Here is a 13,009-nt window from a genome sequence, read left to right on the forward strand (position 1 = left end):
TATTAACATGTGTCGATTTAAAAGAAGAACAAAAGATTTACCTTCAGGATAATTTTCCAACAATTAGGGTTGTTTCAATTGACTTGTTAGCTGTATCAGATTACGAAAAAGTGACTATTATCTATGGATGGTCTGATAAGCTTCCTTCATTGACTCATTTTCCTTCTTTAAAATGGTTACAAACTCTTTCAGCTGGAGTGAATTATTTACCATTAGAAGAATTGGCTAAACGAGATATTCTGGTGACAACAACAAGTGGTATTCATGGTCATCAAATGACTGAGAGTGTTCTAGGAATGCTGTTTAGCTATACTAGAAATATTCGCGAATCTATTTTAAAACAAGAAAAACATGAATGGGGGATAGTAAATACCGGAACTGATTTAGTTGATAAACGGGTGTTAATTTTTGGGACAGGAAGTATCGCACAACAATTAGCAAAAACGTTACAAGTATTTGGTTGTGATGTCTTTGGAATTAATCGAAGTGGAAGACAGGTGGATCATTTTACACAAACGTTTAATTATCAAGAGGGGAAAAGTAAGTTAAATACAATGGATATTGTAATTAACTTACTGCCTGGGACAAAGGAGACGTATCATTATTTTAATGACGATCTATTTTCTAATATGAAAGATGGTGTGGTCTTTATCAATATGGGACGTGGTACTTCAGTTAGTACAAGTGATTTAATTTCTCATATTAAGATAGAAAAAATAGGATTTGTAGCACTGGATGTTTTTGAAGAAGAACCTTTACCTAAAGACAGTGAGTTGTGGAATTTACAAAATGTTTTAATTACCCCCCACATATCCGGTGCAACGGATAAATATAATGACCGTGCATTTACTATTTTAACGGATAATTTAATTAAATTTATGAATCATGAAGAGTTAAAAAATGTTGTGGATTTAAATTTAGGGTATTAACTTAATTATAAGCAGGGAGCCTCTTATTTTTATAAGGGGCTTTTTGATAATGCTTTGTAGGATATGTCATATATTTTTGATAAAAAGTGTTTAGAGAATTATAGTTAATTTAGTCATATATATATGTCATTTTTTAGAGAGGAAATTATGAATCGCATAAAAGAATATCGTAAGCAACAAGGAGTATCACAAGCTGAACTGGCAAAACGTGTCGGAGTGGCACGTCAGACGATTAACTTAATTGAAAATACAACGTATAATCCATCATTAGAATTATGTATAAATATAGCCAAAGAACTTCAAACAGACTTGAATACACTATTTTGGAACGTAGAAGGTGAGGAATAAAAATGAAGAATATAGAACAAACATTACTTAAACATTTTGTTGGTTACATTGATGATAGAGATGAATACCAACAAAAAATGATTATTAAAATATTGGCAGATGCTAATATGATGACCTTTATTTTACTAACGGTTTGTATGATGATTAGTTTTATCTGGGATGCTTGGCATCATACAGTGTCATTAGGAACAATCTTTTTATTTTTAATTCAGTAATTGAATTCTTATTATATTTTAGTAAAAACAAAGAAATTTGATGTTCTTAAAACAGAAGTATTTGATGAAAATAGCTATAAAAAAGAATTGGGTAAAATTAAAAAAAGTGCCATTTTATCAGGCATTAACTGGGGGATTTCCATGTTCGCTTGGATGGAATTTTTATTTCCACTTATACTAAATGAGCCCATTGAATTAAAATGGTTTAATGTATGTGTGTGGTTTATTGCAAGTATACTATTTGGTGGATCAGTGTATGTAATTGGTAAAGGAAAATTGAAATTAATCAAAGAATAAAAAAGATTAGGTTATCCAATAAACTGAATAACCTAATCTTTTATTTATTTATTTTTTACACACACCACTTCAGGAGCAAAGACATCTTTTTGTAAAAGAGTCAGTAAGCCAGTTTCTTTGTTTCTTTCAAACAGAGTTAAGTTATCTGAATTTTGATTTGCTACAACAATAAAGTCTTCATTTTTTGATAGGTTAAAGTCACGAGGGAAATCTCCCTCCACTGAAATCCACTGTAATGTGTTTAGTGTTTTACCATCTTCTGATACTTCATAAACCACAAGTGAATTATGTCCCCTATTAGATGCATATAAGAATTTACCATTTTTTGAAATACGAATAGCAGCCCCACCGTTAAATTCAGTATGAGTTTCAGGTAAAGTTGAAATGGTTTGAAGTGCTTTAAAGCTACCAGTTGCAACATCGTAATCTAAAGCAATCACGTTGCTTGATAATTCACCGAATAAATAAGCGATTGGTTTTGTTGGATGAAATACAAGATGACGAGGTCCAGTGCCAGGAGTAGCTATAAATTTAGCTACTTCAGTTAATTTACCATTATTGTCGACATCATAGGTATAGACTGTGTCATTTCCTAAATCGCAGACTACTAATCGGTTATCAGGTGTTAAATCGGCATAATGGACATGAGGGCCGTCTTGATTTTCATGGGGACCGTTACCAGTATCTTGGATTTTATCAGCAAGTGAGACAGCCCCGTTTTCATCAATAGTATAAGAATATAAAATTCCTTGATGATAGTTTGCTCCGTAGACCACTTGTCGCTTATTATCAACAGCGACATAGCAAGGAGGAGCTCCTTCTACCATGACACGATTGATTAAAGTATACTCTCCATTTTCTTCTGTTTTGTAGCTAGCGACTCCACCTAGATTGCCTTCTTTTGCTACTGAATATAAAATCCCTTTGTTTGATACATCTAGATAAGTTGGGTTGTCTTCGTTTATTAAGTGATTTAAGTGAACAAGCTCTTTCTTTTTTGTATCTAATGAGATTTCATAAATCCCTTCACTGATTCTTCTTGTATATGAGCCTAATAAAAATTTTTCCACGTCACTCATTCCTTTCGCGTTGATGCGTTTATTATAACATTAGAATAAATTATACGCACTTTTGAGATAAAATATGAAATGAAATATTCTTTTGTTTATTAGATAATACTAGGAATCTATTGTTATGATGATAAAATTAGTGAAATTCCCATACAGAAGAGAGGATGAAAAAAGACGGTCAACCTTGTTTATTGGTTACTGATTGTAGTAAGATGATGAATGAAGGATATTATGTAATAAGGAAAGAGTAAGGTAGATAATGAAAAAAAAGACAAAATCACAACACATAAAACCTAAAAGTTTTCAAAGCACTCGTTTTACTGTCGAACAAGAGGATGAGTTATTACCATTTCTATTGACACACATTAATAAAAGTCGTAATGCGGTAAAATCTATTTTAACTAGAGGGCAAGTTGAGGTAAATAATACTCCGACAACAAAACACAATTATAAATTAACAAGTGGTGATGTTGTTAGTATTCAAAGTAATGAATCTTTAATGAAAGAAAAAGCGTTAATAGGCTTATCAGTTGTTTATGAAGATGATGATATTATTGTGATTGATAAGGAAGCAGGGTTATTATCAGTTGCCACTGATAAAGGAAATGAACCCACAGCACATAATCAACTAATGGGATATGTGAAAAGAGACCATCCTAAAAATCGAGTGTTCATTGTACATAGATTAGATAAGGATACATCTGGTGTCATGTTATTTGCTAAAAAAGAATCTGTGAAACATGCCTTACAAGATAGTTGGAAAGAGTCTGTTCAAGAAAGATTGTACACGGCATTAGTTGAAGGCAAAGTAAAAAAAGAAAATGACACGATTACTTCTTGGTTAACTGAAAGTAAAACCTTTAAAGTTTATTCAAGTCCGAATGACAATGGCGGGAAAAAAGCGATTACCCATTATAAAGTAACGCGACAAAATAATGATTATAGTTTGTTGGAAGTGTCACTTGAAACTGGACGGAAAAATCAAATTCGAGTTCATATGGAAAGTATTGGTCATCCTATTGTTGGCGATAAAAAATATGGCGCAACGAGTAATCCATTGAAACGGTTAGGATTGCATGCTACGACATTAGTATTTAGTCATCCCACTACTGGAAAAAAAATGGTGTTTAAATCTAAAATACCACGTTCATTTATAAAGAAAACACAAGTAAGTAAATAAATTTTTTGTTTTTCTACTAAGTAAATATTGAGTGGTATTTTAATTGATTAACAGTACATTATGTTAAGAAGAAAATAAATATAATAAAAAAAGAGTAACCATTAAACTTCAATTATAAGGTGTATGGTTATTCTTTTTTTTATTTAATTTTTCTTTTGCTTTAGTTGAAATATTATCTTTTTGAGTTTATTCCCAAGTAAGAACGCCTTTAATATCATTTACTTTTATTTTTAAATAAGCATGTTCTTTTAATGGTTTATCTTTGTAAGCATCAAATTCAAGTTCTTTTTCCGTTCCTTTATCGTCAAAACTAGCAAGATTATAAGCATAGATTGAACCCTGTTTAATCTCTCTATCATCTAGTGCCTCTTTAGTCTTAGAAGGTTCTTTCGTAACTTTTGTATAATAGTATGTACCACCTTGGTACTTGTGGTAAAGAGACATTGGTGTTGCAATACAGGCGATTAAAATAAGTGCTAATATTATTTTTTTGTAGTAGGTCATGATAAATCCCCCTCTCTTCAAACATTAGTATAGATAAAAATGTTATAACATTAATGATTACACATAACATGGAAGATGCTATAAAATATGGAAATCGCTTAGTCATGTTACATGAAGGGAAAATTGTCGTGGATATCAATCAAAAAGAAAGAGAAGGGTTGAAGGTCCAAGACTTAATGGATTTATTTCAAAAAAATAGTGGAAAATCATTGACAGATGATGCACTGATATTATCTTAATGTCTTATTTAAAAAACTCAAATCAAATTGATTTGAGTTTTTTTTTTCGTGAAATTTTTATTTTAATATTTGTGATTAAAGTTCTTTTATAAGCATTTTAATCAAATTTAATCTTGTGAAAACATTATAAAAAGGGTTTATTTAATGTTAAAAATATCACAAATAGATTGTGTAAACGTTATTTTATGATATAGTAGTTACTAAGGTAGCTACTAAAAAAGAGGTTGAAAAAATTATGGAAACAATAATACAAATAATGAAAAAATATCATTTTTCTGAGATGGAGACATTAGTGTACACCACACTGTTGGAACAAGATAAGCTAACAGGTTATGAAATAAGTAAACAATCTGGTGTACCACGCTCAAAAGTGTATAACATTTTAGAAAAGTTATTGAAAAAAAATTTAGTTATTGTGAATAAATCAGAACCAAAGTTGTATCGAGCGATATCTTCAGATGAATTTATTGAACGCTTAGAAAAGGATGTCAAACAGGATTTAGCTGTTTTGGATAAGCAATTAGGCGAGATAAAAGAAGCTGAAGAAGAAGAGTTATTATGGAAAATTGAAGGGTATTCTCATGTTTTGGAAAAAGTTGAGCATTTAATCAAGCACTCTAAAAAAAGTTTGTTGGTTCAAATATGGAAACAAGATATCAGTAACGAGCTATTATTTTTATTACAAGAAGCTGAGAAACGATTAGACGAGTGTGTGGTGATTCTATTTGATACAGAACATCATTATAATCTGCCATTAAATCATTATTATCAACATGGGTTTGAAGAAGAAAAATTAAAAGACTTTGGATCTAGGTGGATTAACATTGTTCGAGATGAAAAAGAAGTGGTGTTTGGTACATTATCAGAAGAAACAAGTCAAACAGACGTCACGTGGACAAAAAATAATGCGATGGTTAGTTTATCAAAAGAATACATTAAACATGATGCTTATACATTGAAAATTATTGAAGAATTGCCTCAAGAATTGCGTAGTAAATATGGTCACGAGTTTGAAAAAGTGCGTTCAATATTTAAGGGGGAATAGTTATGGTCAGAACAGTTTTATTAACATTAATTATATTAGTCAATGGATTTTTCGCTTTTACTTTTGTGAAAGATTTAATGAGTCATAAAGAAGAATTTAAAGAAGAAAAAGCGAATGTAAAATGGTTGCCTTTTACATCATTTATCATGTTTTTCCTATCAACATTTGGTATTTCAGATTTTGCAATAGGAACCGTTCTTTATCCAAAATTAGGTTGGGTAAATATGAAAAAATTACCAGGAACATTAAACACACAATGTGTTATACCTGTAGCAGCAATGGCATTATCATATATTTCAGGGGTAAATGTTGGGATTAAAACATTAGCCATTTGTATTGTGGCACAAGTTATTGGTGCTTATATTGGACCAAAATTTGTTGTAAAATTACCTGAAGATACCATAAAAAAATTCGTTGGTGTTGGGTTAATTATTGCCGCATTCTTAATTTTTGCGGGACAAGTTAATTGGATTCAATCAAATGGGACAGCAACAGAGTTATATGGTGGTAAACTAGTCCTAGCAGCGTTTTTATTATTTGTATATGGGGCATTAAATAATATTGGGATTGGGTCATATGCTTTGACAATGGTTACAGTTTACTTATTAGGAATGGATCCAATTGCCGCTTTCCCAATTATGATGGGAGCGTGTACCTTCTCAGTGCCAATCGGAAGTGTTCAATTCATTAAATTTGGTGAATATAGCCGTAAAATCACATTATTTACGTCAATATTTGGTGTTCTAGGGGTATTGGTAGCAGTCTTTTTAGTGAAATCACTAAATACTTATATGTTGAAATGGGTTGTTATCTTTGTTCTTTTATATAGCTCATATTCAATGTTAGCAGCACAACTTAAAAAAGGATCACAAACAGCTTAAGGGGGAAAAGAGTATGTTATTTTTGAAAAAAGAAGATATTGAAAAATGTTTTGATATGAGAGCGGCAATGGATGCATCACTAGAGGCATTAAAAATTTATTCAGAAGGTCGGGCAAGTATTCCGTTACGAACAAATATTCCAGTACCAAAAGCAGAGGGACAAAGTCTTTATATGCCTGGTTATGTTGAATGTGACAGTGGAAAAGATGCATTAGGTGTTAAAATTGTGTCGGTTTACCCAAAAAATATTGAAAAAAATATCCCAAGTGTTCCAGCGACAATGGTCGTTCTTGATGCGGAAACAGGGATTGTGAATGCGATGCTTGATGGCACTTATTTAACACAATTAAGAACAGGGGCTGTGCAAGGAGCTGCAACAGAACTTTTGGCGAGAAAAGATGCAAAAATAGGGGCACTGATTGGAACAGGTGGACAAGCTGAAAGTCAATTATGGGCGATGTTGACAGCAAGAGACTTAACAGAAGTACGTATCTTTGATATTGATTTTGAAAGAGCCTCTGTATTTGCAAAAGAAATGGCAGAAAAATTTAAGGTTACAATGATTCCAACTCAAACAGCACAAGAATGCGTTGAGGGTGCTGACATCATTACAAGCGTAACAACATCTAAACGTCCGACATTCTCTAGTGAGTGGGTGAAAAAAGGAGCTCATATAAATGGAGTGGGAGCATACACACATGATATGTGCGAAATTCCACGAGAAATCATTAAAGAATCTGACTTAATTATCTTTGATACAATGGACGGTGTGTTACAAGAAGCAGGCGACTTTATGCAACCACTAGAAGATGGCTATCTATCAAAAGATAAATATGCTGGTGAATTAGGAGAGCTTGGTTTAGGTAAATTAACTGGTAGAGAACATGATGAAGACATTACTATTTTCAAAACAGTTGGTTCAGCTGTACTAGATGTATACGTGGCGCAAAAGATGGTTGAACAAGCGAAAGAAAAAAATATTGGTTTAACTGTATAAGAATAAAAAATCAATCACTTATGTGGTTGATTTTTTTATTAGACAAAAATAGTTATAAAACAATCATATTTATTTATTATTTAAATGTTTAAATGAAAAGAATAAATAAGTAGAGGTGATTAAATGAAAAAACTAAGCAAAGCCATATTTATTGTAGGATTAGTAATAGTGATTGTTGCCATTTTTTTGCTTTTAAATATAATTTATTTCAAAATCCGGTCATCTTGAAAAAATTTGTTCATCGATTTGGCTTTTTTGGTCCAGTTATCTTTATTTTAATTCAAATCATTCAACCAATTGTGCCGATTATTCCTGGTGGGGTAAGTGATGTTGCTGGGATTTTATCTTTTGGTCCTGTTCTTGGTGTATTGTATGCTTCAGCTGGATTAGTAATAGGAGAAATCATATTATTCTTACTTGTGCGTAAATATGGTAGAAAATTTGTTTTATCAATCACATCAGATAAAAATATGCCCCGTTTAGAAAGGCTAGTTGATGTCGGAAATAAACACACTATTTGGATGTTAATTATTGTGTTTCTGATGCCATTTGGTCCAGATGATTTAGCGTGTCTAGCTTCTGGGTTTACAAAGATATCTTTAAAAGATTATATTAAAACGATTATATTATTAAAACCAATTTCTGTAGCTATTCATTGTTATTTATTGCTAGATGTTTTTAAAATGGTGAAAATAAACTAATAGTGCTAGTAATTTAGATAAAACATGTTACACTGATAAAGCTAAAATAAAGAAAATAGGCGAGTGGCTTATTTATGAAGGATGTTAACATGGTAAAAAATAAATTTAATCTATTTGGTATTGATGAGTCGATAATTGAGGCATTAGATGTTTTAGGTTATACAACCCCCACAGAAGTTCAGAAAGAAGTGGTACCATTACTTCTTGAAAAAAAAGATATGGTGGTACAATCTCAAACAGGTAGTGGGAAGACAGCCGCTTTTGGTATTCCTGTTTGTGATACAGTAGAGTGGGAAGAACGATACCCTCAAGTGTTAATTCTAACGCCAACTAGAGAATTGGCGACACAAATTCAAGAGGAATTATTTAATATAGGTCGTTATAAGCGATTAAAAGTCGTGAGTTTATTTGGAAAAAGTTCTTTTCAAATGCAGGTTAAACAATTGAAACAACGAACACATATTGTAGTTGCAACACCTGGTCGGTTGTATGACCATATCATGCAAAAAACAATCAACCTAAGTAAAATCAATCAAGTGATTATAGATGAAGCAGATGAAATGTTTGCGATGGGATTTATCGAGCAATTAGATCAAATCATGCCGAGATTACCTAAAAAAAGAAATACGGCGCTATTCTCTGCTACAATGCCAGATGCGGTGAAACGATTATCTAAAAAGTACCTACATAATCCAGTATATGTTGAAATAAAAAAAACGGATGACCAGAAGAAACGTATTTCACAATACTATCAATGGACAGCTGATGATGAAAAAAATGCGCAGTTTAAAGATACATTGATTGTTGAGAATCCTGAGACAAGTATTATTTTTTGTAATACAAAGGTTATGGTTGAAGAGTTAACGAAGCAACTAAAAAATCTAGGTGTTAATTGTGAGATGTTACATGGTGGGATGGAGCAACGAGATCGAACACGTGTGATAAAAGATTATAAACGTGGATACATTCATTGTTTAGTCGCAACAGATGTCGCAGCTAGAGGGATTGACGTATCAGACATTAAGCTAGTTGTGAATTATGATATTCCTGATAAAGTTGAAACCTATACGCATCGAATCGGCCGTACAGCTCGTTTTGAAAAAAGTGGGAAAGCTATATCATTTGTCAATTCGAAAGATAAATCCTCTTTTAAAGCGATTTTGGCTAAACAAGGCGATAGTCTTGAAGAAATGCGTTGTCCCAATCAAGAGTTAGTAAAAGAGATGAAACGTCCATTTTTAGATAGACAATTAGAATCTCCAAAATTACGTAAAGAAAAAGGGTTGTCTTTTAATGAAGACATTATGAAAATTCATATTAATGCAGGGAAAAAGCAAAAAATGCGTGCCGGTGATATTGTTGGAGCCTTATGTCAAATTGATGGTATGACTGCAGATGATATTGGTGTGATCGATTTATTAGATATTTCAACTTTTGTCGACATTTTAAATGGTAAAGGTGATTTGGTATTAAAAACACTTCAAACAAAACCAATTAAAGGACGTTTGAGAAAAGTAAACAAATCAAACGTTACAAAGTATGAGCAAGATTTACAAAAATATCAACGCTAAAAAAGAGTTCTTTTAAGAGAGCTCTTTTCTTTTTTCGAATGTTTATAGAAAGAAGGGTGTGATGATTGAATGGTTTTATCAAGCTTATTGTTTTTCTTAGGGGCATCTTTGGCTTCTTTTTTTGTATTAGTGGGTGAGAGAGTATCTAAACAGGAATCCATTGTCCTACCTAGGTCTCATTGTTCTTATTGCCAACATGAGTTAAGGTGGTCTGAATTAGTTCCAGTGTTTTCTTATTGTTTCTTGAAAGGTCGCTGTTTATATTGCTTTAATCATATTGGTCATGCTAGTACATTGTGGGAATTATTTTCAGGTCTTTTATTTATGTTATTATATAGTTTAGAGGTAAACACATTACAAGGTGTTTTATTCTGTCTAGTTTGGTTTATCTTACTATCAAGGTTGAATCAGACAGATTATTAAAAAAACTCTCTATGAAAAAATCTATTATAAATAGTAAAAAAGTATTTGATTGGATGATTTTTTTCTAAATTTACAGTATACTATCATAGGATAAACTAAGGAGAGTAAAATAAATGGCTCAATTATTTTTTAAATATGGTGCGATGAATAGTGGGAAAACGATTGAAATTTTAAAGGTTGCTCACAACTATGAAGAACAAAATAAACCAGTCGTTTTGATGACCAGTGGATTGGATACAAGAGATGAGATTGGTGTTATATCCAGTCGCATTGGATTACGACGAGAGGCTATTCCGATTTTCCATGAAACCAATGTTTATGATATAGTAAAAAAGATGACTGATAAACCATACTGTATCCTAGTAGATGAGTCTCAATTTTTAGAACAAGCTCATGTGGTTCAATTTGCTAAAATTGTGGATGAATTAGATATTCCAGTAATGGCATTTGGACTTAAAAATGATTTTAAAAATGAGTTGTTTGAGGGCTCTAAGTATTTATTATTATACGCAGATAAAATAGAAGAATTAAAAACAATTTGTTGGTTTTGTCATAAAAAAGCCACAATGAATCTAAGAATGGATAACAATAAACCTGTTTATACAGGTGAACAAATTCAAATAGGTGGCAATGAAGCTTATTACCCAGTTTGTCGTAAGCATTATGTGAATCCGCCGTTGTCAAATCGAAAGGATGAAGAAAATGTTTGATCAATTACAATCAATCGAAGACCGTTATGAAGAATTAGCGGAGTTATTAAGTGACCCAGATGTCGTCAGTGACACGAAACGCTTCATGGAGCTATCTAAAGAAGAAGCAGGAACACGTGAAACAGTAGAAGTTTACCGTCGTTATAAAGAAGTGATAGAAGGAATTTCGGATACAGAAGAATTATTAGGTGAGAAACTTGATGATGAGATGCAAGAAATGGCAAAAGAAGAGTTGTCAGAGTTAAAAACAGAAAAAGAAGAATTAGAAGAACGGATTAAGATTCTTTTATTACCAAAAGACCCTAATGATGATAAAAATATCATTTTAGAAATTCGTGGCGCTGCTGGTGGAGATGAAGCGGCATTATTTGCAGGTGATTTGTTTGAAATGTATCAAAGTTACTCTCAAAATCAAGGTTGGACATTTGAGGTGATGGACGCTAATATCACTGATATTGGTGGTTACAAAGAAGTGACTGTGATGATTACTGGTAATAGTGTTTTTTCTAAGTTAAAATACGAAAGTGGTGCACATCGTGTACAACGTGTCCCATCAACTGAATCACAAGGTCGAGTGCATACATCAACGGCAACAGTTGTTGTGTTACCAGAAGCAGAAGAAGTTGAATTAGATTTAGAAGATAAAGACATTCGTGTGGATATTTATCATGCAAGTGGAGCTGGTGGACAGCACGTTAATAAGACTGCCTCTGCTGTGCGTTTGACACATATCCCAACAGGCATTGTTGTTGCGATGCAGGATGAGCGTTCTCAGTTAAAAAACAGAGAAAAAGCAATGAAGGTATTACGTGCTAGAGTGTATGACCAATTACAACAAGAAAGTCGTAGTGAGTATGATGCAAATCGTAAATCGGCTGTTGGTACAGGGGATCGCTCTGAACGTATTCGCACTTATAATTTTCCACAAAATCGTGTCACTGATCACCGAATTGGCTTAACGATTCAAAAATTAGATCAAATCTTAGCAGGAAAATTAGACGAAATTGTAGATGCTTTAATTATTTATGATCAAACAGCTCAATTGGAGAAATTAAATGGATAAGCCTATTACATATTTTGAAGTCCTGAAATGGGCTTCTTCTTTTTTAGAAGCACATGATAAAGACGCTTCAATTGCTGAATATTTATTACTTGAGTATAATCAATGGACAAAAACAGACTTGTTGTTACATTTTAAAAAAGATGTTCCCCAAGATTTATTGGACAGATTATCAAATGATTTAGAAAAGGTCAGTCAAGATTACCCACCCCAATATTTGATTGGCTCATGTGAATTTTATGGTGAACGCTTTTTAGTGTCAGAAGACACCTTAATTCCAAGACCAGAAACAGAAGAACTGGTAGAATGTTGTTTAACAGAAAATGATTTTCAAAACAAAGTTGTGGTGGATGTTGGAACAGGAACAGGTATTATTGCCATTAGTTTGAAAAAGAACAGACCTAATTGGACGGTTAGGGCGATTGATTTATCACCCGAAGCATTGGAAATAGCACAAAAAAATGCCAAATATTTAGAAACTGACATTGAGTTTTATGAAGGAAATACCCTTGAACCAGTAGCAAATCAGATGTTTGATATTATATTATCTAATCCACCTTATATTAGTGTTGATGAATGGGAAGAAATGGATGAATCAGTAAGAAATTATGAACCAAAATTAGCGTTATTTGCTAACGATAACGGGTTGGCTATTTATGAAAAACTAGCAAAAGAAGCAACGCAATTATTAACAAGTGATGGAAAGATTTATTTAGAGATAGGATATAAACAAGGAAGTAGCGTAGCACAGATATTTCAAGAGTATTTCCCTAATAAAATAGTAGAAATTGTAAAAGATATGTCAGGACATGACCGAATCGTTAAAGTTTACTAAAAGG

At 32.3% G+C, this 13,009-nt stretch carries 16 protein-coding genes and 1 pseudogene; 15 read left to right on the forward strand and 2 right to left on the reverse strand.

What is annotated here, in order from left to right; genetic code table 11:
• Positions 1 to 83: 83 nt before the first annotated feature.
• The 4 genes from MN581_RS05530 (at position 84) to MN581_RS05545 (ending at position 1,789) form a co-directional block, all read left to right on the forward strand.
• Entirely contained in the window at positions 84 to 929 is an 846-nt protein-coding gene (locus MN581_RS05530; RefSeq protein ID WP_241699352.1) for an NAD(P)-dependent oxidoreductase, read from the forward strand.
• Positions 930 to 1,076: 147 nt separating this feature from the next.
• Positions 1,077 to 1,277, forward strand: a complete 201-nt coding sequence (locus MN581_RS05535; protein ID WP_241699353.1) for a helix-turn-helix transcriptional regulator — start codon at positions 1,077 to 1,079, stop codon at positions 1,275 to 1,277.
• 2 nt (positions 1,278 to 1,279) lie between these two features.
• Positions 1,280 to 1,492: a hypothetical protein gene (locus MN581_RS05540; protein WP_241699354.1), complete on the forward strand. Its 213-nt coding sequence runs from the start codon at positions 1,280 to 1,282 to the stop codon at positions 1,490 to 1,492.
• Complete coding sequence (locus MN581_RS05545) at positions 1,493 to 1,789, forward strand: hypothetical protein (protein ID WP_241699355.1); 297 nt, start codon at positions 1,493 to 1,495, stop codon at positions 1,787 to 1,789. It abuts the gene before it with no gap.
• Between the two features lie 44 nt (positions 1,790 to 1,833).
• Here MN581_RS05545 and MN581_RS05550 read toward each other — a convergent pair whose 3' ends face one another.
• A complete protein-coding gene (locus MN581_RS05550; protein ID WP_241699356.1) occupies positions 1,834 to 2,868 on the reverse strand; it encodes a lactonase family protein in 1,035 nt (344 codons plus the stop codon).
• Positions 2,869 to 3,118: 250 nt separating this feature from the next.
• Between MN581_RS05550 and MN581_RS05555 the strand changes: the two genes are divergently transcribed.
• Positions 3,119 to 4,039 (forward strand): RluA family pseudouridine synthase, encoded by a 921-nt coding sequence (locus MN581_RS05555; protein ID WP_117972680.1) that lies wholly within the window; start codon positions 3,119 to 3,121, stop codon positions 4,037 to 4,039.
• Positions 4,040 to 4,225: 186 nt separating this feature from the next.
• On the opposite strand, the gene MN581_RS05560 is transcribed toward MN581_RS05555, so the two are convergent.
• Complete coding sequence (locus MN581_RS05560) at positions 4,226 to 4,543, reverse strand: YxeA family protein (RefSeq protein WP_117972681.1); 318 nt, start codon at positions 4,541 to 4,543, stop codon at positions 4,226 to 4,228.
• A gap of 32 nt (positions 4,544 to 4,575) precedes the next feature.
• On the opposite strand from MN581_RS05560, the pseudogene MN581_RS05565 reads away from it, so the two are divergent.
• From MN581_RS05565 to prmC, 10 genes and pseudogenes are all read left to right on the forward strand, one after another.
• Positions 4,576 to 4,782 (forward strand): annotated as a pseudogene (locus MN581_RS05565) (ABC transporter ATP-binding protein); the annotation flags it as partial.
• Positions 4,783 to 5,017: 235 nt separating this feature from the next.
• The gene (locus tag MN581_RS05570; protein WP_117972682.1) at positions 5,018 to 5,827 is read left to right on the forward strand and encodes a TrmB family transcriptional regulator; all 810 of its coding nucleotides are present in this window, start codon (positions 5,018 to 5,020) and stop codon (positions 5,825 to 5,827) included.
• A gap of 2 nt (positions 5,828 to 5,829) precedes the next feature.
• Positions 5,830 to 6,708 (forward strand): sulfite exporter TauE/SafE family protein, encoded by an 879-nt coding sequence (locus tag MN581_RS05575; protein ID WP_117972683.1) that lies wholly within the window; start codon positions 5,830 to 5,832, stop codon positions 6,706 to 6,708.
• A 13-nt stretch (positions 6,709 to 6,721) separates the two neighbouring features.
• The gene (locus MN581_RS05580; RefSeq protein WP_117972684.1) at positions 6,722 to 7,705 is read left to right on the forward strand and encodes an ornithine cyclodeaminase family protein; all 984 of its coding nucleotides are present in this window, start codon (positions 6,722 to 6,724) and stop codon (positions 7,703 to 7,705) included.
• Positions 7,706 to 7,929: 224 nt separating this feature from the next.
• Positions 7,930 to 8,406 carry a VTT domain-containing protein gene (locus MN581_RS05585; protein WP_158559387.1) on the forward strand — a complete coding sequence of 159 codons (477 nt, stop codon included), beginning with the start codon at positions 7,930 to 7,932 and terminating at the stop codon, positions 8,404 to 8,406.
• 89 nt (positions 8,407 to 8,495) lie between these two features.
• Positions 8,496 to 9,977: a DEAD/DEAH box helicase gene (locus tag MN581_RS05590; protein WP_117972686.1), complete on the forward strand. Its 1,482-nt coding sequence runs from the start codon at positions 8,496 to 8,498 to the stop codon at positions 9,975 to 9,977.
• Positions 9,978 to 10,046: 69 nt separating this feature from the next.
• Positions 10,047 to 10,400 carry a prepilin peptidase gene (locus MN581_RS05595; protein WP_117972687.1) on the forward strand — a complete coding sequence of 118 codons (354 nt, stop codon included), beginning with the start codon at positions 10,047 to 10,049 and terminating at the stop codon, positions 10,398 to 10,400.
• A 113-nt stretch (positions 10,401 to 10,513) separates the two neighbouring features.
• Entirely contained in the window at positions 10,514 to 11,110 is a 597-nt protein-coding gene (locus MN581_RS05600) for a thymidine kinase (RefSeq protein WP_117972688.1), read from the forward strand.
• The gene (prfA, locus tag MN581_RS05605) at positions 11,103 to 12,173 is read left to right on the forward strand and encodes a peptide chain release factor 1 (protein WP_117972689.1); all 1,071 of its coding nucleotides are present in this window, start codon (positions 11,103 to 11,105) and stop codon (positions 12,171 to 12,173) included. The genes MN581_RS05600 and prfA overlap by 8 nt, the downstream gene beginning before the upstream one ends.
• Positions 12,166 to 13,005 carry a peptide chain release factor N(5)-glutamine methyltransferase gene (gene prmC, locus MN581_RS05610; RefSeq protein ID WP_241699357.1) on the forward strand — a complete coding sequence of 280 codons (840 nt, stop codon included), beginning with the start codon at positions 12,166 to 12,168 and terminating at the stop codon, positions 13,003 to 13,005. Before prfA ends, prmC begins: the two co-directional genes overlap by 8 nt.
• Positions 13,006 to 13,009 lie beyond the last annotated feature (4 nt).

Source organism: Vagococcus sp. CY53-2 (genome assembly GCF_022604695.1).
Lineage (GTDB): Bacteria > Bacillota > Bacilli > Lactobacillales > Vagococcaceae > Vagococcus.